Source organism: Stenotrophomonas sp. YJH_SMC_53 (genome assembly GCF_059369995.1).
In genome coordinates, this window is sequence record NZ_JCAFTF010000003.1 from 301,897 (window position 1) to 323,663 (window position 21,767).

Genomic DNA, 21,767 nt, shown 5'->3' on the forward strand with positions numbered 1-21,767 from the left:
GGTCCCGAAGCACTGCAAATGCTAATCTTTCTCATTTGCAGCCCAGCCTCGCCCCTCATGCCCTTTCCAACCCCGCTCAAGCACGCCCTCTGCCTGGCGCTGCCCCTTTTCCTGGCTACACCTGCACTGGCTTCCGAGGCCTCCGCTGACACCCCGAAGGACCTGGACAAAGTGGAAGTCCGCGGCCGCGCGCAGACCCTGTATCGCACCAACGATGCGGCCGTCGGCACCCGCACCGATACCCCGCTGGAACTGGTACCGCAGTCGATCCAGGTCGTGCCGCGCGATCTGATCGACGACCAGGCGGCGCGCCAGGTCACCGATCTGTACCGCAGCATCAGCGGCATCAGCTTCTTCAGCTATGCCGGCGTCACCCTGCGCGGGTTCCGCCAGGAGAACGTGCTCTACGACGGCCTTCGCGGTGATCCCTATGCAGGCTTCTCGGTGCCGCAACTGTTCAATATCGAACGCGTGGAAGTGCTGAAAGGTCCGGCCGGTGCGCTGTACGGCGGTGGTGATGCGGGCGGTGTCATCAACTATGTGACGCGCAAGCCCAAGGCGCGCGCCGAACGCCGCATCGAGCTGCAGGCAGGCGACAGGGACTTCCGCGCTGGATCGATCGAAGGCACCGGCCCCTTGAATGCCAGCGGCAGCATTCGCTATCGCGCCGGCCTGTATGCCGACAGCGAGCAGGGCGTGCGCTGGAATGCCGACAGCGAAAGCGTGATCGGCGATGCCTCGCTGGCCTTCGATGTCGGCCAGACCGGCGAACTGGTGCTGCAGTTCACCGACATCACCCAGAACCTGGGCGGCAACCGCCTGCGCGGCGTGCCGGTGAACGATGCCGGCAGCTTCCTGACCGACCGGCGATGGAACCACAACGAGGCCAGTGACTTCCTCGACATGCGCGCCAAGGTCGCCCTGGCGCAGTATCGTTTCGCACCGCGCGACAACCTGGACGTGGACATTGCCGCGCGCTGGTTCAGCAACAACGAGCACCAGATGTACCACGAGCCGATGGGGCTGATTGATCGTGATCGCGACGGCGTGGCCGAGTGGATGACGCGCCAGCTGCGCAACCAGATCCGCGACAACGAGGCCTTCACCGCCAGCGGCAATGCCGTCTGGCGGATCAACACCGGCCGTATCGAACACAAGGTGCTGTTCGGTGCCGACGTGTATCAACTCGACGCCGACTTCACCGCGCAGACCGCCAACAGTGCCGACCTGGCACGCGGCGCCGGCCCTGTGCGCGGCATCGACCTGTTCAACCCGGTCTATGGCGCGAGCACCTGGCACGACTACAACCTGGCCGCCCTGCCCTGGCGCAGCACCGCCACCCGCAGCAAGCGCTACGGCGGCTATCTGCAGGATGAGCTGGCACTGGGCACGCGCTGGCATGTGCTGGCCGGACTGCGCTGGGATGGCTTCAAGGATGAGGACCGCATGGGTGGCAGCAGCGTGGATGGCAATGCGCTCAGCTGGCGTCTGGGCAGCACCTTTGCCGCCCGGGACGGCGTGAACCTGTACGCCAACGTCGCCAGTGGCTTCGTGCCGCAGAGTGCCGCCAACCAGAATCCGGCGGCCGGTGGGCCCTTCGACGCTGAGCGCAGCAGGCAATGGGAAATCGGCCTGAAATCCCTGCTGGCCGACCGTGTGACCCTGAACATGGCGGCCTACCGCATCGACCGCAGCAACATCGTGCAGGCCACCGGCGAAGTGAGAGACGGCGTGAACCAGCTGGCCGCGCTGGGCCTGGTACGCAGCACAGGCATGGAACTGGACCTGCTGGCCGATGTGACCGAGCGCTGGGTGGTGAATCTGACCTACGCCTACAACGACGCACGGGTGAAGGACGCCGGACCGAATGGCATCACCAATGCCTCCGGCGACCGCTTCGCGAATGCGCCACGCAACAAGCTCGGCCTGTGGACACGCTACGACCTGCCGTCGATCAACTCGGCCATCGGCTTCGGCGCCGACCATGTGGGCGAGCGTGTCAGCCTGGATGGGCAGACGGTCAAGGCTTACACGGTATTCGACATGAGCTGGAAGACCACGTGGAAGCAGTGGCAGTTCCAGGCCAACGTCAAGAACCTGTTCGACAAGGTGTACGCAGCCAGTGGCTTCATCGAACGCAACGGGCATTTCCCGGGCGAGCCACGGCGGGTGTATGTGCAGGCGGCCTACCGCTTCTGAGAAGGCCTTCCAGCAGAGCCGGGCGCCCGCGCGGCTCTGCTGCGTAACCTCAGCCCATCCGCATCGCAGGGTTGTCACGCGCGTGGACGTCGTTGTCCTGCTGGCGCTGCATGGTCGCCTGCTGTCGCTCCAGGCTGGCGGCCTCGATCTGCCGCAGCGAGTGTTCGACCGGCGTCTGCACTGCCGTGTCCGTAGGCATGACGGCACGCAGATGCGCGGGATCGCTCATCTCGCCCTGCACCACGAACACGTTGCGGCCGGCCGGATGTTCGGCGGTCTGCGTGCTCAGCAGCACATGGTCGGCCCGTTCAAGCTGGTTGCGACGGGCCAATGCCATCACGCTCGCCACAAGGCGCTCGCTGTTCTCGTCGTGGGTACGCCCGGCGCGGGCGTCGATCGCGGCCACGCCTTCGCGCACCTGTTGCATCAGTGCGTAGTCGCGGTGGCCCGGACCAATGTCGGCCAGGCGGGTCGGTGCCTGCGAGGGATCCGGCACGTCGTCCACGGCGGCGGTCAGCGGGCTGCGGGTGATGGTCCGGTACGGGTCGTCCGGGTGGAACTGGGTGCGTTTTTCCTGGCGCTCCAGACGAACCTCGCGCGCGTCGTTGAGCTCGGCGATGCGGGCCGGATCGGTGATCTCACGCATCGAAATGTGGCCACCACCCGCGGTGACACTGGCCCACTTCCTGTCCGCTGCGAAATACATCGCGTAGTAGCTGTTGCCACCGATGACGTTCGGATCGACTGCTGAGCGCCCTTCCAGTGCCTGGGTGGCTTCCAGCACGCTCAACCGGGTGAGGTACTGCCCACCCTTCGCCCATCCCATCTGGCTGATGGCATCGACGCTGGTGTTGCCTACGCGCGGGCCTCCGGCATAGTCGTTGTTGAGCATGTTGGTCCAGATCTGTTCCAGCTTCTCGGGGCCGCTCTTCTGCTCGGCCGCCTGCAGCAACACGCGCGGCGTCCAGCAGTTGGGATCGAGTTCATGCCGTTCAAATGCGCGGTCGTGAGCCAGCATTACATCCTTGCCGGGGAGATTCAGTGCCAGGTCTGGACGGCGCTCGTTCATCCACTGCTGCCGCAACTCAAGATCTCTTTCGAGCAGGGTCTGCCCAAAGGACTCCCATTGCCGCTCGGTCAACTGTGCATTTGAAAATCGGGATCCCTCGTCCTGCTGGGTCTTTGCGTAGCTTTGTGCATACGCGTTCGCGACGCGTCCCGGCAGGCTGTCATTGCGTACAACACCCAGTGCCAGTGTCCCGTATCCATCGGCTCCCGGCAGTTGCGACAGGTAGTTCCAGTAAAGCTCGCGGTTGCCGTCTCTGGCATAGCTGCCAAGGACGCTCAGATCGCGTTCGGTCAATCCACTCATACCCTGCCCCTTCTCTTCCTTGAATCACCGATCACTTGGACCGGGTACGCGCGATGACGTCCCTGACGGCCTCTTCCATGCGCTTCCAGTCTTTCAGAAACGCTCTCTTGTAGTCCAGGCTGACGGACAGCTTGTTGTCGACGTCCACGAAGTAATGAACGCAGCCCGCGGCCACTTCCCCTGGCTCACTGATCACCTCGCGCCCCTCCAGCCGCACGCCGTCGCGTCGGAATTCCTCGCCGTCGCATTTGATGAATGAGCTGATCCGGCCGTCGCCCTGACGTGCGATGTACCAGTCTCTTTCGTAGGCGGGATTGCGCACAGGCGGCTTTCCGTACCGCGCCTCATACTTCTTCGCGTACACCACCATCTTCGCTTCATCGATTGCATAGGGCGTCAGGCCCAAGGTCTCCGGCTGTGCAACGCGTTGATCGAGACGGTCCCTGGGATCCTCCCTTTCCACAGAGCCCTCCTCCGTGATGGCTTCATTTGACGACAGCCTTGAAAGCAGTGTTTCAACGGGAACGCGATCAACATAGTTGATCCGGATTGGAATCTCCTTCCGGAAATCATTCGTACGCGGACTCGCCCGGGCACCCGGCGCCGTCGGTGTCATGTCCGGCCATTCGATGACCAGCGTCACGCCCTCGCCGGGCCACGGTGCGATCTGGCTGTCCAGGTAGTTGGCCGGGATGCGGAAGGTGTTCGGCCCTAGCTTCACGTCCACGGGGGCATCGGTATAGGTGTGACCGTTGATCGTGCGGCCGGTCTGCGTTGCGCCGGACATGGCGGGATTCCTTTCGTGTTCGGTGGACGGCGGCCGCGCACACGCGCCGGCACTCACCGCGACGGAAAGTGCAAGCGTCAGGCAACGGCCGGGGGACATCACGTGCATGGGCATTCCATTGCAGGGCTCCGGCGCCACTATAGGGAACCGGGCGTCAACGGAACAGGAACCGCATCGTAGCCCTTCATGGAACCAGACAGCGCTCCACCTGCAGCGACAGCACCTGGCAGGCGTTGAACAGGCCCTCGACCAGCGCCGCGGACGGATAGCAGGCGGGATCGTCGCTCTCCCGTGCCACATGCGCGGCGTGCAGCACCGCGGTCAACGCCGTGATGCCCGACGCGCTGCGGGTCGCCAGGGCCATGTCGAAGGCGCGGCCGGGGCTCAGGCGCATTTCACTCCAGACCTCGCCATCGGCGCGCAGGTTCCTGCCGTAGCCTTTCAGGTGTGCAAAGAATGCCGATGGCGTGACGAGATCGGAGGATTCGCGGAGCGCGTTCTCCAGCGTATCGGCCAAGGCAGCGGGAAGATCAAGTACAGCGGCTCCCAGCAGCGCATGCAGGCGGGGATGATCGGGAAGACGTTCGGGCATGACGGCAACCTCACGATGTGGCCACCTGCAGATGCAAGGTGGCGGACGGTGCGGGTTGGCGTGCCGGATACATGATGCAAGAAGCCGGCGGATCGAGAGATCCCCACGCACCGTCCGCCATGAACTGGCAGGCGATGCATTGTCACGGTGGCAACTCTGGCTGCAACCGTGACGCCGCGCATCATGTACGTTCGGGACGCCAATCCCGGCCACGGCGAATGCCCTGGCGCGGCCATGGTTACCGCCCTGAACCGGCGGTGGAAAGCAGGGAAATCCTGATCGATCACGTCGCTACGTTGGTTGCGTCAGTGGATGTCGAGTTGTCCATTGACTGGCGTTCTTCGCCAGCAGGCGACTACCATCGACGCGTACTTTCCGGACGCCCTGGCCAGCCGTATACGACATGCGCGCTCGCGGTGCCAAAGACCCGCCGATGGCTGTAGGCATTCGCGAAACCCACATGCGGCAAGCGCAACGCCGCTCAGCTTTCAGCTATCGCCTTGGGTGCTCTGATAGCCACGATAGGTTTCACCCCACTCGCGCATGGCAAGCAGCACCGGCACCAGCGTGCGGCCGAACTCGGACAGCTCGTATTCCACTTTCGGCGGCACTTCCGGATACACGTGGCGGATCACCACGCCATCGGCTTCCAGTTCACGCAACTGGCTGGTCAGCATGGACTGGGTGGCATTGGGCACTCGCCGGGTCAGTTCCATGAAACGTCGCTTGCCGGTCATCAGGTGAAAAAGAATGATCGGCTTCCACACGCCGCCGATCACGGACAGCGTCACTTCCACCGCGCAACCGCTCTTGCCGTCCCACCGTTTGCTACGCATGCATACTCCGGAAAACCATAGTACCTACGGAAAATCGTCGTTCTTGTTGCGATAGAGGCGCGAGCCTAGCATGGCCCCATCCCATGAATGTGAGGCCATCCATGACGTTCAAAGCACTGCTGACCCGCAAGACGAACAACCAGCTCTCGACCGAGCTGGTCGATTTCGACGAGGCCGACCTGATGGACGGCGACGTCCTGGTGCAGGTCGAGTACTCCACGCTCAACTACAAGGATGCGCTTGCGCTCACCGGCAAGAGTCCGATCATCCGGACGTTCCCGCTCATTCCCGGCATCGATCTGGCAGGCGTGGTACTGGAATCCAGCAGGACCGACTTCAAGCCAGGCGACCGCGTCGTGCTCAATGGCTGGGACCTGAGCATGGGCCACCACGGCGGCCTGGCCCAGCGCGCCCGGGTGCGGGGCGAATGGCTCAACCGGATTCCCGACAACCTGAGCACCCGCGATGCAATGGCCATCGGCACGGCTGGCTACACCGCGATGCTGTGCGTGCTGGCCCTGGAACATGCAGGGGTGACGCCTGCACAGGGCGATGTGCTGGTCACCGGCGCCAACGGTGGCGTCGGCTCGATCGCGGTGGCAATCCTCTCGAAGCTGGGTTACCGCGTGGTGGCCGCTACCGGGCGCCCGGAGCATGCTGAGTATCTGCACAACCTGGGGGCGAGCGAAATCATCGACCGCGCGCAGCTTTCGGAACCGCGCAACCGGCCCGTGAGCGCCGAACGCTGGGCCGGTGTGGTGGATGTGGCCGGCGGCCCTACCCTGGTCAACGCCATCGCCGAGACGAAGTATCGCGGTGCCGTGGCCGCGTGCGGCCTGGCGCAGAGCGACGCTCTGCACGGCTCGGTATTGCCCTTCATCCTGCGCAACGTGACCCTGGCCGGCGTGGATTCGGTGAATGCTCCACAAGAGGTTCGCCAGCGCGCCTGGGATCGGCTTGCGACCGACCTGGACCCGCAAAAGCTGGAAAGCACCGTGCAGCAGATCGGCCTCGCCGAGGTGCTGGATGTCTATGAGCAGATCATCCCCGGCAAGGTGCGCGGCCGCATCGTCGTGGATGTGAACGCCTGACGCCTGTCGCGCTGGCGAGGGTGCAATGCCATCGCTGGCTCACGCGCGCGACTGACCGGAAAACGCAGCGTGCCACGCCAAGCCGCCTTATCATGGGGCGGCAAGGGCGCTTTACGCCCGGTGACGTACGCAAGGCAGTATCTGGATGTCTATGGAATGGCGCCCCTCGGTCTGGGGCCAGCGTGTGACCCGCTCGCCGGACTGGCAGTTGCGGCTGGATGGCGAACAGGTCGCACTGTTGATCGACGGCGGGCAGTATCGCCAGCATGTAGCGAACGAACACAGCGTGCGGGTCGTTCGCGGCGTGCTCTGGTCCAGGGTCGAACTGACGACCGAGCGCGGCGAAGCACTGTCCGTGGATGGGCTGCCGAACAGCCAGGGCTCCCGGCTTGCCGCTGCCGTTCAGCACGTGCTTTTCGCGCGCTCCAGGCGGGGGCGCAAGGCACTGTTTGAGCACGTTCTGGCGCAGATCCAGGCGTGGCTGGCCGAGGCGGACGCGCTTACCGACCGAGGCACCACCGGCCGCCGCTGGATCACGTACGAACAGCAGCAGGCGTTGCTGGCCGAGCGCCCGTCCCTGCCCCTCCCGTCAGCCGAGCTGGAGCAGCTGTTCCTCGACGAGGAGGTGCATGACGACCTGCACTCGGACCGCCACCGCATGGCGCTGGACGCCCTGCACGACTGGCAGCTGGATTGGCCCGCCATGTGGGCGGACGCCAATGAGGCAATGGCGACCCGTGAACTGGGTCTGGCCAAGCCCTTCCTGGACCGGGTCGAGAGCAGGCCGCTGACCGAGGAGCAGGCCCGCGCTGTCATCTGCTTCGACAACCGGGTGCAGGTCGTGGCCGCGGCCGGCTCTGGCAAGACCTCCACGATGGTTGCCAAGGCCGCTTATGCCATCGATCGCGGCTTTGTCCAGCCCGAACGGATTGTGATGCTCGCCTTCAACAAGGACGCCGCTCAGGAGCTGGAAGAGCGTGCGCAGCGATGCTTCGACCGGCTCGGCATGGGCGACATCGTGGTGGAAGCCCGGACTTTCCACGCCCTGGGCCTGTCCATCATCGCCAAAGCCACAGGGCGCAAGCCCGATATCCCGGAATGGGCGGTCGATGCGACCCTGGGCTTCAACAAGCTGGCCGAACTGGTGGACGACCTGAAGGACCGTTCGACCCACTTCCGCACCCAGTGGGACATGTTCCGCCTGGTATTCGGACGCGATCTGCCGCCGTTGGGTGCCGACATGATGGCCGATGGTTACGACCGCGATGGCACACCCTACATACGTACCCTGCAGGGTGAGCGGGTGAAGAGCCTGGAAGAGTGCGTCATCGCCGACTGGCTGTTCTACAACGGCGTGGCGTACGACTACGAGCGGCGCTACGAGTTCGATACCGCGACGGATACCCACCGCCAGTATCGTCCGGACTTCTACTATCCGGACGCCCAGCTGTATCACGAGCACTTTGCGCTGGATGCCGATGGCCAGCCGCCGAAGCACTTTGCCAACTACAGCGAAGGGATGCACTGGAAGCGGCAGCAGCATGCGGCACGCGGCACCGCACTGGTCGAAACGACGTCGTTCGGCCTGCGCAGTGGACAGGCCCTGCAGCATCTTGCCGAGCGGCTGGGTGCGTCTGGTGTCGAACTCGACCCGCACCCGGACCGCGAGCTGCCTGACCAGGGCGCCAAGCCGATGCCGGATGCAGACCTGATTGGCCTGATGCGCACCTTCATTGCGCATGCCAAGAGCAACTGCCTGACGCTGGATGACATGGCGGCGCGCCTGCGGCAGATGCCCGAGGATCAGTTCAAGGAACGGTACCGGCGCTTCCTGGAGATCGCCGGGCCGGTTTTCCAGGCCTGGGACAACGCGCTGGCTGACGAGCGCAGCATCGACTTCGAGGACATGCTCAACATGGCCGCCGGGCTGCTGGAACAGGGCCACTATGAATCACCCTACGATCTGGTGATGGCCGACGAATTCCAGGATGCCTCGCGCGCCCGTGCGCGCCTCTGCCGTGCGCTGGTCAGCCAACCGGGCCGCTATCTGTTTGCGGTGGGCGATGACTGGCAGTCGATCAACCGCTTCGCTGGCGCCGACGTTTCGATGATGACCGGATTCCGTGATTGGATGGGGCATGGCCAGGTGCTGAAACTGGAGCAGACATTCCGATGCCCGCAGGCACTGTGTGATGTTTCCAGCCGCTTCATCAGCCGCAACCCCGCGCAGATCGCCAAGAAGGTCCGCTCTGCTGCGCCGGCAATGGGCCCGGTGCTGCAGGCGTTCCAGATGAACCGGCGTGAGGAGGTGCAGGATGGCGTTCGCCAATACCTGTCGAAACTGCACCAGCAACTATTGTCAGGCGCGGTGGCGCAGGGCCGCAACGGGCGCGTGACGGTCTTTGTTCTGGGGCGCTACCGCGCGGACCGCGGCGCGGTGCCTTCGGATTGGAAGACGGCCTTTGGCAGCACGATGGACGTCGAGTTCCTGACCGCACATCGATCGAAGGGGCGCGAGGCGGACTACGTGATCCTGCCGGGCATGATCAACCGCAGCTTCCCGAGCCTGCGCGCCGATGACCCGGTGCTTTCGCTGGCGATGCCGGATGGTGATACCTATCCGCTGAGCGAAGAACGACGCCTGTTCTATGTCGCGCTGACGCGTGCACGACGATCGGTTGCGATGTTCACCGTGCAGGGCAGGCACTCGCCGTTCCTGGATGAGCTGGTGGAGGACGGGGCAGTGGAAGTGACCGCGATTTCAGGCGCGGCCATCCACGAAGAGCGCTGCCCGGTGTGCAAGGTGGGCGTGTTCGTGGACCGCAATGGGCCGCACGGGGCGTTCCGGTCGTGCTCGAGTTACCCGTTGTGCCATAACAAGCCGAAGGGTGGGCGTCGTGGGTGAACACGTGACCTCACCAGCGAGCCAGCAGTTCAAGTATCCAGGGGTCGTAGTCTGTCAGAAACACAAATGCCTCTCCTTGGACATTCGAGCATGGCGATGAGAGTGACCGCACCCAGCCGGCTGTCTCCCAGTATCGCCATGAAACCAGGCCCAAGAATATAGGCACCACCCAGCGAAGATTACGATCAGCGCGGGAAAGTTAAAATGCCAACCAATTTCACAAAATGCGAGCAACCTCGCACAAGCGAGCCCTGCATCGCATATGGTGTAGGCAGTGTCTCCAAGTCTCTCGGCATTTGAGTCCAGGAGGTCACTGGCCAGATGCGAAAACAGCTCGACTGATGCGCCAAATCGAACAAGGGAAAAGTATGGACACTGTAAAGAAATCATCGAAGCCGATTGGAAAGGCCTTGATCGCCCTCGCCATTCTCGTTGCGGTCGCGCCAGGACTAGCGGCCGCCAATCCGATTGCCAGTGAAAGATCGGCGATTCATGAACGCCAGCTTGAATCTTCCGATGGAAAGAAGTGGATCGTTCGAACCATCCCGACGTCCGATTTCCAAGGCGGTACGGTGATGGTTGAGCAACGTCTGTTCAGAGATGGAAAGGGTGGGCTTGTCTATCGGTTTGACGACCAAAGTCAAGCAACCAAGATCTATCACCAGGCCCTGTGTGAAGCAAAAGACTCTGTCCCCTCAAGAGGGGCAACCACAATCTCCGGAGAGGCAGTGTGGAGTTGGTCCTGCACAAACAGCAAAGCTGATGTCCCCTCTTCGAGCAATGCTCCAATCTCCGCCAGGAGCTCGGACTATCTGTACGCTGTCGCCCCCGACGGGTACTATCCTGTAGCGAAAAATTTCACATCCACTGGCGCTGTTGCTTTTAAGAGTGTAGTCGCGGGAGACATGAAGGCAACGCTCTCCATCGATGATGGAAGATGTACAACGTCGGTGACCGAGCCATATAGCTCACCATTCGAAGGTACACACACAGCGCAAGTGGCGTGTCTGATAAGTGATGCCCGAACTGTGAACACGTCGATGGAAGGATGCATACCACAGCGGTGTGCTACTGGTAGAGGTTCCCTCAGCGCTGTGCAGTCTCCCTGAATCCACATTCAGATGAGTATTCGTTGGTACGTACAGGCGCAGCAGCTGAGCAACCCAACGTAGAGTAGACACTTGCTGTTCCCCATTACCGTAGGCCCTGACGACAATCCCGACGCTCTGGCGAGGGGCGACGGCCATGTCAGGTGCTGAGATCACCTGTGTTGGGGCACTGCCCGGATGCTTGCCGACGCTCGGGCGGTGCCCTGTTTCGTCAGACGGTCAATTCGTAGAGCAGAAGGTTCGGCGCGGCCTCCGTCGCTGCAGGGAGAAGATTGCGCTGCGCCTGTTGTTGGCCGAGGCGACAACTTCCTCTGGATACAATCCGGGGGTGCAAGGCTGGGTTCGGCAGCAGATCGCGCAGAATCGACCTTTGCAGGTGGAAGGGTAAGCGGGCGGGCAGCTAAGGCTGTAGAAGCGAAAAAGCCCCTATTTCCAGGAGCTTTTTGCAAAGACTGGCGGAGAGAGTGGGATTCGAACCCACGGAAGGTTTAACCCTTCGCCGGTTTTCAAGACCGGTGCCTTAAACCGCTCGGCCATCTCTCCAATCGGGTCCCGGTCGCCCGGGCAGCGACGTATTCTCGCACGTGAAGGGCATTTGCCCAAGACCACCTTGCCCCTGCCCTTCGCATCCGGCACGGTGGGAGCCTTCACCGCACTCGGAGCCGCCATGGCCCATCTCGATCTGGCCAACCTGCGCACCTGCCTGCTGGACGATACACAGCTGGCCGTTGTGGCCCTGCACCGCACCTTCGCGGGGCACCTGCCGGTCAGCAGCGGGCAGCTGGTGGTGTGCGATCCGCTGGTCCAGGCCGAGGCGCCTGCGCTGGCCGACTACACCGCCCCGCTGGGCCGGCACCCGGTCGAAATCATCGTGCACAGCGGCCGCCCGGCCCTGGCCGTGGTCTGGTTCAAGCCCCGCGAAGCTCTTACCGCGACCGCCCTGCACTGGCAGATGGCGCGCTGGACCACCCAGGACCTGACCGGCCTGGATGAGGACAGCTTCATCGGCTATCCGGTCGACGCTGGCATCGGTTGTTTCATGGACACCGACACCCAGCAGGCGCTGCTGGCCCTGATCGAACAGGCCGATGGCGAGGAAGAGAGTGAATGGTCGGATGCACTGATCGACCACGATGGCCTGGACGAAGGCGTCGAATACCGCCCCTGGGGGGAGAACTCGCCGCACGGCCTGGTGGTCTTCACCAGCGGCTGGGGCGACGGTGTCTATCCCAGCTACTGGGGGCTGGATACGTCCGGCATTCCGGTCGCCCTGGTCACCGATTTCCTGTGCATCCAGGGCGGCGATGGGCGCGACGAGCGCGAGATTGCCGACCAGGCCTATCGCGACAACCTGCCCCCTGCGGAAGCCGAGGCGCTGGCGCGGCTGGTGGCTGCGGTAGAAGGAGACGACGCGGAGGCATTGCAGGACCTGCTGAAGGATGCGCCGCAACGCGCCAACCAGATCGAACCGGGCTGCGGCGGCACCGCCCTGTACGAGGCGATCCGCCTGGACCGCCCGCAGGCATTGCGGTGCTGTTGCAGGGCGGCGCATTGCCGGCAATGCCCGAACGCCTGCACATGAGCAAGGTGACCGGCTATCTGGACTATGCGCGCTTCCTGAAGAAGCCGCGCAGCGCGGAACTGATGGCGGTGCTGGAAGCGCCCGTCGTTGCAGCCGAACCGCCACCGGCCGCAGCGCGACGCCGCAGCTTCTGGGACCGGCTGTTCGGCCGGAACTGATCGGCATCGGAAAACAGCAACGCCGGGCATGGCCCGGCGCTACCGTTCAGCGCTCTCAGCCGGCATCCACCGCCAGCGCACCCAGCGCACTGGCCTTGATCCGCTCCTTGGCCTTTTCACAGGCGCCACCGCAATCCAGGCGCGAGGCCTCCAGCTGCGGCGGCAGGTGCTCGGCCAGGAAGTCGATGAACACGCGCACCGCCGGCAGCAGGCCGCGGCGCGAAGCGAACACGGCGTGGCACACGCCCTGCGGCAGCGACCAGTCCGGCAGCACCACTTCCAGCTCACCGTTGCGCACGGCGTCGGCGCACACGGTCTCCGGCAGCATGGTGATGCCGAAACCGTCCTTCACCATGCTCTGCAGCAGCGGGAAGTCGAAACCGGCCACGCGCGGCTGCAAGTCGACCCGGCGCACTTCGCCTTCCGGGCCATGCAGTTCCCAGCGCTGGCGTGCTTCGTCTTCGCTGATGCTGAGGGTGACGTGCTGGGTGAGCTCTTCCGGGTCCTTGGGGCGTCCGGCGCGGTCCAGGTACTTCGGGCTGGCCACCAGCAATTCCTGCACCTGGCCGAAGCTGCGCATCACCAGGCTGCCGTCGTCGTCCAGGCGTGAACGCACGCGCAGGGCGACGTCGTAGCCTTCATTGATGATATCCACGCGGCGATTGCTGATGTTCAGCTGCAGCCGCACCTTCGGGTACTGCTCAAGGAACTTGGGCAGCAGCTTGGGAAGCTGCATCTGCGCCAGTGACACCGGCACGCTGGCGCGCACCACGCCGCGCGGCTCCGCGCTGAGGCGGTCCACCACTTCGCGTGCGGCCTGGGCCTCGGCCAGCATCGTCTGCGCATGGCGGTGCACGCTGGTGCCGACATCGGTGACCGCGAAACGGCGCGTGGAGCGCTGCAGCAGGCGTACGCCCAGGTCGGTTTCCAGCTGGCTGATGCGGCGGCTCAGGCGCGACTTGGGAATACCCAGTGCGCGCTCGGCGGCGGCGAATCCGCCGTGGTCGACCACCATCGCGAAGTAGTACAGGTCATTCAGGTCATGCATACCCGAGTTCCATATCTAGAACAATACGTGGCATTCAACCACCTTTATTCCGCCTTTGCAACAACCTATCGTTCTCTCCGTCGGCGGGGCCACCCCGCCCCTTCCTCCCAGAACACAGGTGACTGCCATGAAGCTTCTGCATCTCGACGCCAGCGTGCTTGGCGACAACTCCGTCTCGCGCCAGCTGTCGGCCGCTGTGGTCGCCCGCTTCGCCAGCCAGATCGATGGCCTGCAGGTCGATTATCGCGATCTTGACGCCAATCCGGTACCGCATCTGCGCAGCAGCTCGCTGGCCAAGACCGACGCGGCCGAGGCGATCGATGCTGAACAGGTGATGCAGCAGTTCCTGGACGCCGACATCGTGGTGATCGGCGCGCCGATGTACAACTTCAGCATTCCGTCCACGCTGAAGGCCTGGATCGACCGCGTGGCCGTGGCCGGCCGCACCTTCAAGTACACCGAGAACGGCCCGGTGGGCCTGGCCGGTGGCAAACGGGTGATCATCGCCAGCAGCCGTGGCGGCATCTACACCGACTCGCCGGCCGACTTCCAGGAGCCGTTCCTGCGCCAGGTGTTCGCCTTCATGGGCATCAACGAGGTCGAATTCGTGCGCGCCGAAGGCATCGCCTATTCGCCGCAGCATCGTGAAGACGCCATTGCCGGTGCGCTGGCGGCACTTCCGTCGCACGAAGCGGCCGAAGCCGTCGCTGCGTAACGCGTTCCAACGTTCGGCGCCCCTCTCTCCTCGTCTGGGCGCTGAACGCGGGCCGGGATCCCCTCCCCCATCCCGGCCCACCCTGGCGGCCCCGCTATGCGGGGCCGTTTTCTTTTGCGACGCGCTAGGCTGGGGGCATGAACTACATCGTGACCGCTGCGCACCGCAGCGAATTTCCGCACCCGATCACCCTGCGCCGCGGCCAGGCGCTGGTAGTGGGCGAACGCTATGAAGGCCCGGAGGGCTGGGACGACTGGTTCCTGTGCGAGGCCGAGGGGCAGCAGCCCGGCTTCGTGCCGGCGCCTGTGATCGGCCGCGATGCGCAGGGTGGCGCGTTTGCCACGGAGGATTACTCCGCGCGGGAGCTGGATGTGGATCCCGGGCAGATCTTGCGCGGGCTGCGCATCCTCAATGGCTGGGCGTGGTGCGTGCCGGAGAACGGCGAACCGGGATGGGTGCCGCTGGAGAAGCTGCGCGCTGTGGAGTGATCGCGGGGGTTCATCCACGCATGGCGTGGATCTACTGGGGCATCGTTGCATTCATGCCCGGCGCGTGCAACATCCTCAAGTAGATCCACGCCATGCGTGGATGCGGTGCCATGCAAGCATGGCCCCCACCAGAGCCACGGCGGTGCCATGCAAGCATGGCACCTACCCGGTCAGGGAATCAGGCGATGGTTTCCAGGCCGCCCATGTACGGGCGCAGGGCCTCCGGCACGGTGATGCTGCCGTCGGCGTTCTGGTAGTTCTCCATCACCGCGATCATCGCGCGGCCAACCGCCACGCCCGAGCCGTTCAGGGTATGCACCAGCTCAGGCTTGCCGGTGGCCGGGTTGCGCCAGCGCGCCTGCATGCGGCGGGCCTGGAAGTCGCCACAGTTCGAGCACGAGGAGATCTCGCGGTAAGTCTCCTGCGACGGCAGCCAGACTTCCAGATCGTAGGTCTTCACCGCCGAGAAGCCCATGTCGCCGGTGCACAGCAGCACCTTGCGGTACGGCAGGCCCAGCTTTTCCAGCACCACTTCGGCACAGCGGGTCATGCGCTGGTGCTCGGCGTCGCTGTCTTCCGGGCGGCTGATCGAGACCAGCTCGACCTTCTCGAACTGGTGCTGGCGGATCATGCCGCGCACGTCGCGGCCGCCGCTGCCGGCTTCGGAACGGAAGCACAGCGAATGCGCGGTCATGCGCAGCGGCAGGCGCTCGGCGTCGAGGATCTCGTCGCGGGCGATGTTGGTCAGCGAGATTTCCGAGGTCGAGATCAGGTAACGCTTCTGCTCACCCAATTGGGTGATGAACATGTCCTCTTCGAACTTGGGCAGCTGGCCGGTACCGTACAGGCTGTCGGCGTTGACGATCACCGGTACGTTGGTTTCCTGGTACTCATGCTCGCCGCTGTGCAGGTCGAGCATGAACTGGGCCAGGGCGCGGTGCAGGCGAGCCAGCGGGCCGCGCAGCACGGTGAAGCGCGAGCCGGACAGCTTGGCCGCGGTCTCGCCATCGAGCCACTTGTTGCGCGCACCCAGCTCAACGTGGTCGAGCACCTTGAAGTCGAACTGGCGCGGGGTACCCCAGCGCGCCTGCTCGACGTTGTCGTTCTCGTCGGCACCGGCCGGCACGTCATCGGCCGGCAGGTTCGGGATCCCCATAGAGATCGCTTCGATCTTCTCGCGCAGCTCGTCCAGCGCCACTTCCGAGGCCTTCAGCTCGTCGGCGAATGCAGCGACCTCGGCCATGATGGCCGACACGTCCTCGCCCTTGGCCTTGGCCTGGCCGATGGCCTTGGAACGGCTGTTGCGCAGGCTCTGCAGCTCCTGGGTACGCACCTGGATGCGCTTGCGATCGGCCTCCAGGGACTCCAGGGCAGACACGTCGAGCTCGAAGCCGCGGCTGGTGCGCAGGCGTTCGGCGAGGTCGGCGGGCTGGTGGCGGAGCAGGGCTGGATCAAGCATGGCAGGTGTCGTGGTGGGTATCAGGGATGGGATTATCGCTTGTTATACGGATTTCTGCCGCCCGGTTCATTCCCGCCGTGGCAGAATCGGGGCATTCCGTACTGGTCCGGTCCATGTCTGCACCCCGCTCGTCGTCCGCCAAGTCGTTTACCGTGCATATCCCGCGCAACGCCCTGAAGATCGCGGGCATCGCCTTCGGCGTGGGCGTGCTGCTGTTCGTGCTGGTCTGGTTCACCGGTCGCGACAAGGAATTCTTCCGCGCCGACCCGGCCGCACAGACCCCGCAGGAGACGGCGCAGGTGGAACCGCTGCCCGAACCGCTGGCTGCGGCCGCCGGTTCCAGCGACATGCCCGATGCCAAGCCGGCCCCGGTCGAGGAGGAAGCCCCGAAGCTGGTCGAAACCCCGCCGCCACCGCCGGCGCCCGTCGCTGAAGCGGCCCCGGTCGCACCGGCCCCGGCGCCGGCTGCCACAGGCAACAGCCAGCCGATGCCGATTGCCGGCCAGTCGCCTCCACCGGCCTACCCGGCCGCCGCGCTACGCGCCGGCGAGACCGGCAGCGTGGTGGTGCGCGTGGATGTGGATGCCACCGGCTATCCGAACAATGCCACGGTGATCCAGCGCAGCGGCTCACGCGAGCTCGACCGTGCCGCGACCGATGCGGTGCGCCGCTGGCGCTTCACCCCGGCGCAGAGCAACGGCCAGGCCGTACCGGGCAGCATTGAAGTGCCGTTCGACTTCAAGACCCAGTAACTGAACGTTTCCCGGCAGGCAAACTGAACCCTGCCGGTCGCGTTGACGCAACGCTGACACTTCCCGCCACTGGCCCGCGCAACACTCTCCCCGTCGTCCATTGACGGAAGGAGTTTGCGATGACCGCCACCACCCACGAAGACCTTCATTCGCCGCAGCTGCAGCAGGACGCCAGCGAACAGCACAAGCCCACGTCGCCCTGGATGTGGATCGCGCTGATCGTGGCGATGTTTGCCGCCGCGCTGCTCTGGCTGCGTCACTCGAACCAGGAAGACGTGGCGCCGGCACCGGTCGGCGAGCGCATGCTGCCCGCGCCCGAGCAGGCGCCGGTCGCCGATGTACAACAGCCTGCGGCCCGCCAGGCCGCAGCGGCCGGCAACCAGCGCAAGGCCCCCCCTGCCGTACGCAATCGCGAGGCACGCCCGCTGGCAGGCAACAGCAAGCCGACCTACCCCGCTGCCGCGCTGCGCAATGGCGTGCAGGGCAGCGTGATCGCCAGCCTGAATGTCGATGCCCGCGGCCAGGTCACCAATGCTGCGATTGTTTCGCGCAGCGGCGAGCGCAGCCGTGACCTGGATCGTGCGGTGCTGAGCGCCGTGCAGAACTGGAAGTTCCAGCCGGCGATGCATGAAGGCCGTGCAGTGGCCAGTGTGGTGCGGGTCCCGGTGGATTTCCGTACCGGACAGCGTTGATCGCGGACGAGGGGTTCGTGATGTTTAGACGGAGGCTTCGGCCTCCGTCCTTTTATGCGGAGAAGCGTGCCGACCAAGGTCGGCACCTACCGGGCGATGTGAGCGCGCCGACCGAGGTCGGCGCCTACCGGGCGATGTGAGCGTGCCGACCGAGGTCGGCGCCTACCGGGCGATGTGAGCGTGCCGACCGAGGTTGGCACCTACCGGAAAACCTGATCGGCCGATCAGGCCAGGTTGAAGCCGGCGCTGCGTGCCAGGCCGTCGAAGTCCGGGAAGGAGGTGGCGACGTTGGCGATGTCGTTGATGCGCACTTCGCCGTCGCTGATCTGGCCGGCAATGGCAAACGCCATGGCAATACGGTGGTCACCGTGGCTTTCGATGGTGCCGCTACACAGGCGCACGCCCCCGTGCAGGGTGGCGCCGTCTTCGGTCTCGTCCACCTGCATGCCCAGCGCACGCAGGCCGGTGGCCATCGCCGCAAGGCGGTCGGATTCCTTCACTCGCAGTTCGGCCGCACCGCTCACCACGGTCTGGCCCTCGGCGGCCGCGGCGGCCACGAACAGCGCCGGGAACTCGTCGATCATGTCCGGCACCAGCGCTTCCGGAATGCGTGCGCCCTTCAGCGGGGCGTAGCGCACCACCAGGTCGGCCACCGGTTCACCGCCCTGTTCTGCCGGGTTCTCTTCGCTGATGTCCGCACCCATCAGGCGCAGCGCATGCAGCAGGCCAGTGCGACGCGGATTCAGGCCGACCTGCTTCAGGCGCAGCTCGGAACCGGGAATGATGCTGGCGGCGACCAGGTAGAACGCGGCCGAAGAGAAATCGGCGGGCACCACGATATCCGTGGCGCGCAGGCGCTGGCCACCGCGCAGGCGGGCCTTGCCCGGCGAAAACGCGATGTCCACGCCGAATGCGGACAACATGCGCTCGGTGTAGTCGCGGGTCGGGTGCGGTTCGGTCACGCTGGTTTCGCCCTGCGCATACAGCCCGGCCAGCAGCACCGCCGACTTGACCTGCGCACTGGCCACCGGCGAGGCGAAATCGATGCCGTGCAGCGCTTGGCCACCATGCACGTGCAGCGGCGGCGTGCCGTCGTCCTGGGTGTCGATCCTTGCGCCCATCTGCGACAGCGGGCCGGTCACGCGGCGCATCGGGCGGCCGGACAGCGATTCATCGCCGATCAGCGTGCAGTCGAAGGCCTGGCCTGCCAGCAGGCCCGCCAGCAGGCGCATGCCGGTACCGGCATTGCCGCAGTCCAGCGGTGCCTGCGGCGCTTTCAGGCCGTCGATACCCACACCATGCACGATGCGCTGCGACGGGCTGGGGGTTTCGATGCGCACCCCCAGCTGGCTGAAGATGCGCGCGGTGGCGCGGGTGTCTTCGCCTTCCAGGAAGCCTTCGATGTGCGAGGTGCCATCGGCCAGCGCGGCAAACATCACCGAGCGGTGCGAGACCGACTTGTCGCCGGGAATGGTCAGGCTGCCCTGCAGCGGCTGGCCCTTGCGGGCAATCCAGTGTTGCGCGTTGCTCATCGTTCGATCATTCCGTAAACACCGGCAGCGCCGGCGATGCATCAGGGAGCGGCGGCTGTTGCCGCCACAGCAGCACTCAGGGCACGGCCACCGGATAGGAGCCCAGCACCTTGATCTGCGCCGAGTGCGCTTCCAGTTCGGCCAGCGCGGCCTGCATCGGCGCGTCGTCGATATGGCCGGCCAGGTCGATGAAGAAACCGTACTCCCACTTGCCGTGGTGTGACGGCCGCGACTCGATTCGGTTCATGCTGATGCCGTGGCGGGCGAACGGGCTGAGCACGTCGAACAGCGCACCGGGCTTGTCATGGATGAACACCAGCACCGAGGTGCGGTCGTGCCCGGAGGTCGGGAAAATGTTGCGGCCCACCACCAGGAAGCGGGTGGTGTTGTCGGCATCGTTCTGGATCGGCTTGGTGACCACCTTCTTCAGGCCGTAGACGTGGCCGGCGCTTTCGCCGCCGATGGCCGCCGCGTCGTCGGCGTTGCGCGCACGGCGCGCGCCTTCGGCGTTGCTCGACACCGGAATCTTCTCGGCCTTCGGCAGGTTGGCGCGCAGCCACGCCGAGGTCTGCATGAACGACTGCGGATGCGCGTAGATGCGCTCGATGTCCTCGATGCGGCCGCTGCGCGACATCAGGTACTGCTGCACGCGCAGCTCCACTTCGCCGCAGATCTTCAGGTTGGAGGTCAGGAACATGTCCAGGGTGATCTGTATGGTGCCCTGCCCCGAATTCTCCACCGGCACCACGCCGAAATCGGCGTTGCCCGCTTCCACTTCCTGGAACACCTCTTCGATGCTGGCCATCGGCAGGCCCAGCGCGGAGCGGCCGAAGTGCTTGAGCACGGCCTGCTGGCTGAAAGTACCTTCCGGGCCGAGGTAACCGATCTTCAGCGGCTCCTGCTGGGCCAGGCAGGCCGACATGATCTCGCGGTAGACGTGCACCAGCAGTTCATCGCTGAGCGGGCCTTCGTTGCGGTCCACCACCATGCGCAGCACCTGCGCTTCTCGCTCGGGGCGGTAGTAGTCGACGGCGGCGGCGAGCTTGCCCTTGGCCTTGCCGACCTGGTGGGCGAAGCGCGCGCGCTCGGCGATCAGGCTCTGGATGTCGCGGTCGATCTGGTCGATCTTCGAGCGCACATCGGCCAGCGCCAGCGGCGCCAGGGTGGGTGCCGGGTTCGAGATGGCCTTGGCCTTGCCCTTCGCCTTGGTGGGCACGCTGTCCTTGGCCGGTTCGGCCTTCTTCGGCGCCTTCTTGCTGGATTTGCTGCTTGCCATCGGAATTCCTTGTTGCGGGGCACGCACCCGACGGTGCGCGCCGTTCATTGCTCAGCCGTGACGCTGCTGGAAATCGGCCATGAAGGCGACCAGCGCTTCGGCCCCGGCCAGCGGCATGGCGTTGTACAGCGAGGCACGGATGCCACCGACGACCTTGTGCCCCTTCAGCGCCAGCAGGCCAGCGGCCTTGGCCTCGGCCACGAAGCGGGCATCGAGATCGGCATCTGGCAGGAAGAACGGGATGTTCATCCGCGAACGGGCCGCGTGTGCAACCTCATTGCGGTAGAAGCCGCCGGAGCCGTCGATGGCGCCGTACACCAGCGCGGCCTTGGCGGCATTGCGCCTGGCGAACTCGGCCACGCCGCCCTCGGCCAGCATCCACTTGAACACCAGGCCGGCCAGGTACCAGTTCCAGGTTGGCGGGGTGTTGAGCATCGAATCGCGGGCGACATGCGAGCGGTAATCGAAGATGTCCGCGCGTGGCTGGCCACTGCGCTCGAGCAGGTCGCGGCGGATGATCATCACCGCGATGCCGACCGGGCCCAGGTTCTTCTGCGCGCCGGCATAGATCACACCGTAGCGGCGCACGTCCAGCGGCTCGCTGGCGATGGACGAGCTGAAGTCGGCGATCAGCGGAACGTTGCCGGTGTCGGGCACATCACGGAACTCGACGCCGTGGATGGTCTCGTTGGCGGTGATGTGCACGTAGGCGGCATCGGGTGACAGCTGCCAGTCGGCGCGCGGCGGCAGCGTGCGATAGCCATCGGCCTCGCTGCTGGCGGCGATGTTGACGTCCACGTAGACACCGGCCTGCCTGACCGCGGTCTTGCCCCAGTGGCCACTGACCACGTAGTCGGCACGCTGGCCGGGGGCGGCGAAGTTCAGCGGGATCAACGCCTGCTGGGTGGTGGCACCACCGGACAGGAACAGCACCGCATAGTCTTCGGGAATATCGAGCAGGCGACGCAGGTCGGCCTCGGCCTCGGCGGCCACGGACATGAATTCTGCGCCGCGATGGCTCATTTCCACGATCGAAGCGCCGGACCCGTGCCAGTCCAGCATTTCCGCCTGCGCCTGGCGCAGGACCGATTCCGGCAAGGTCGCAGGGCCGGCACTGAAGTTGAACGCGCGCGTCATGTCACACCTGTGGGGCAAGACCCCTAGTATGCCGCAG

Annotated in this window: 18 protein-coding genes and 1 tRNA gene; 9 read left to right on the top strand and 10 right to left on the bottom strand. The window is 65.1% G+C overall.

The window, feature by feature from the left end; translation table 11 throughout:
- The first annotated feature begins 57 nt into the window (after window positions 1-57).
- Entirely contained in the window at window positions 58-2,199 is a 2,142-nt protein-coding gene (locus AC5P7X_RS06645) for a TonB-dependent siderophore receptor (RefSeq protein WP_329842472.1), read from the top strand.
- A 49-nt stretch (window positions 2,200-2,248) separates the two neighbouring features.
- On the opposite strand, the gene AC5P7X_RS06650 is transcribed toward AC5P7X_RS06645, so the two are convergent.
- The 4 genes from AC5P7X_RS06650 to AC5P7X_RS06665 all read right to left on the bottom strand — a co-directional run bounded on the left by AC5P7X_RS06650 (window position 2,249) and on the right by AC5P7X_RS06665 (window position 5,786).
- Complete coding sequence (locus AC5P7X_RS06650; protein WP_329842471.1) at window positions 2,249-3,571, bottom strand: Smlt3024 family type IV secretion system effector; 1,323 nt, start codon at window positions 3,569-3,571, stop codon at window positions 2,249-2,251.
- Window positions 3,572-3,602: 31 nt separating this feature from the next.
- Window positions 3,603-4,466 (bottom strand): Smlt3025 familytype IV secretion system inhibitor, encoded by an 864-nt coding sequence (locus AC5P7X_RS06655; protein WP_206620422.1) that lies wholly within the window; start codon window positions 4,464-4,466, stop codon window positions 3,603-3,605.
- Window positions 4,467-4,542: 76 nt separating this feature from the next.
- Complete coding sequence (locus AC5P7X_RS06660; RefSeq protein ID WP_053497258.1) at window positions 4,543-4,950, bottom strand: hypothetical protein; 408 nt, start codon at window positions 4,948-4,950, stop codon at window positions 4,543-4,545.
- 488 nt (window positions 4,951-5,438) lie between these two features.
- The gene (locus AC5P7X_RS06665) at window positions 5,439-5,786 is read right to left on the bottom strand and encodes a winged helix-turn-helix transcriptional regulator (RefSeq protein WP_014037677.1); all 348 of its coding nucleotides are present in this window, start codon (window positions 5,784-5,786) and stop codon (window positions 5,439-5,441) included.
- 101 nt (window positions 5,787-5,887) lie between these two features.
- On the opposite strand from AC5P7X_RS06665, the gene acuI reads away from it, so the two are divergent.
- Both acuI and AC5P7X_RS06675 read left to right on the top strand, forming a co-directional pair.
- Window positions 5,888-6,877, top strand: a complete 990-nt coding sequence (gene acuI, locus AC5P7X_RS06670; protein WP_171957348.1) for an acrylyl-CoA reductase (NADPH) — start codon at window positions 5,888-5,890, stop codon at window positions 6,875-6,877.
- Window positions 6,878-7,028: 151 nt separating this feature from the next.
- Complete coding sequence (locus AC5P7X_RS06675; RefSeq protein WP_346607448.1) at window positions 7,029-9,782, top strand: UvrD-helicase domain-containing protein; 2,754 nt, start codon at window positions 7,029-7,031, stop codon at window positions 9,780-9,782.
- Between the two features lie 1,562 nt (window positions 9,783-11,344).
- Here the strand turns inward: AC5P7X_RS06675 and AC5P7X_RS06680 are convergent.
- Window positions 11,345-11,434: transfer RNA gene (locus AC5P7X_RS06680), tRNA-Ser, on the bottom strand.
- A 124-nt stretch (window positions 11,435-11,558) separates the two neighbouring features.
- Here AC5P7X_RS06680 and AC5P7X_RS06685 point away from each other — a divergent pair.
- Both AC5P7X_RS06685 and AC5P7X_RS06690 read left to right on the top strand, forming a co-directional pair.
- Window positions 11,559-12,473 carry a DUF4241 domain-containing protein gene (locus tag AC5P7X_RS06685; protein WP_329842469.1) on the top strand — a complete coding sequence of 305 codons (915 nt, stop codon included), beginning with the start codon at window positions 11,559-11,561 and terminating at the stop codon, window positions 12,471-12,473.
- On the top strand, window positions 12,470-12,631 hold the full coding sequence (locus tag AC5P7X_RS06690) for a hypothetical protein (protein WP_329842467.1): 162 nt from the start codon (window positions 12,470-12,472) through the stop codon (window positions 12,629-12,631). Before AC5P7X_RS06685 ends, AC5P7X_RS06690 begins: the two co-directional genes overlap by 4 nt.
- A gap of 55 nt (window positions 12,632-12,686) precedes the next feature.
- Here the strand turns inward: AC5P7X_RS06690 and AC5P7X_RS06695 are convergent, their stop codons facing one another.
- Window positions 12,687-13,679, bottom strand: a complete 993-nt coding sequence (locus tag AC5P7X_RS06695; protein ID WP_005410175.1) for a LysR family transcriptional regulator — start codon at window positions 13,677-13,679, stop codon at window positions 12,687-12,689.
- Between the two features lie 127 nt (window positions 13,680-13,806).
- Between AC5P7X_RS06695 and AC5P7X_RS06700 the strand changes: the two genes are divergently transcribed.
- Both AC5P7X_RS06700 and AC5P7X_RS06705 read left to right on the top strand, forming a co-directional pair.
- Complete coding sequence (locus tag AC5P7X_RS06700) at window positions 13,807-14,394, top strand: FMN-dependent NADH-azoreductase (RefSeq protein ID WP_495214650.1); 588 nt, start codon at window positions 13,807-13,809, stop codon at window positions 14,392-14,394.
- Between the two features lie 137 nt (window positions 14,395-14,531).
- A complete protein-coding gene (locus AC5P7X_RS06705; RefSeq protein ID WP_329842466.1) occupies window positions 14,532-14,882 on the top strand; it encodes an SH3 domain-containing protein in 351 nt (116 codons plus the stop codon).
- Between the two features lie 178 nt (window positions 14,883-15,060).
- Here the strand turns inward: AC5P7X_RS06705 and serS are convergent, their stop codons facing one another.
- On the bottom strand, window positions 15,061-16,341 hold the full coding sequence (gene serS / locus AC5P7X_RS06710) for a serine--tRNA ligase (RefSeq protein ID WP_053497269.1): 1,281 nt from the start codon (window positions 16,339-16,341) through the stop codon (window positions 15,061-15,063).
- A gap of 113 nt (window positions 16,342-16,454) precedes the next feature.
- On the opposite strand from serS, the gene AC5P7X_RS06715 reads away from it, so the two are divergent.
- Window positions 16,455-17,093, top strand: a complete 639-nt coding sequence (locus AC5P7X_RS06715) for an energy transducer TonB (protein ID WP_053497271.1) — start codon at window positions 16,455-16,457, stop codon at window positions 17,091-17,093.
- Between the two features lie 119 nt (window positions 17,094-17,212).
- A complete protein-coding gene (locus AC5P7X_RS06720) occupies window positions 17,213-17,785 on the top strand; it encodes an energy transducer TonB (protein ID WP_005417293.1) in 573 nt (190 codons plus the stop codon).
- Between the two features lie 224 nt (window positions 17,786-18,009).
- Here AC5P7X_RS06720 and aroA read toward each other — a convergent pair whose 3' ends face one another.
- The 3 genes from aroA to serC form a co-directional block, all read right to left on the bottom strand.
- Window positions 18,010-19,317, bottom strand: coding sequence for a 3-phosphoshikimate 1-carboxyvinyltransferase (aroA, locus tag AC5P7X_RS06725; protein WP_070489009.1), 1,308 nt, complete (start codon window positions 19,315-19,317; stop codon window positions 18,010-18,012).
- 76 nt (window positions 19,318-19,393) lie between these two features.
- A complete protein-coding gene (gene pheA, locus AC5P7X_RS06730) occupies window positions 19,394-20,593 on the bottom strand; it encodes a prephenate dehydratase (RefSeq protein ID WP_053497275.1) in 1,200 nt (399 codons plus the stop codon).
- 51 nt (window positions 20,594-20,644) lie between these two features.
- Window positions 20,645-21,730, bottom strand: coding sequence for a 3-phosphoserine/phosphohydroxythreonine transaminase (gene serC / locus AC5P7X_RS06735; protein ID WP_005417298.1), 1,086 nt, complete (start codon window positions 21,728-21,730; stop codon window positions 20,645-20,647).
- Window positions 21,731-21,767 lie beyond the last annotated feature (37 nt).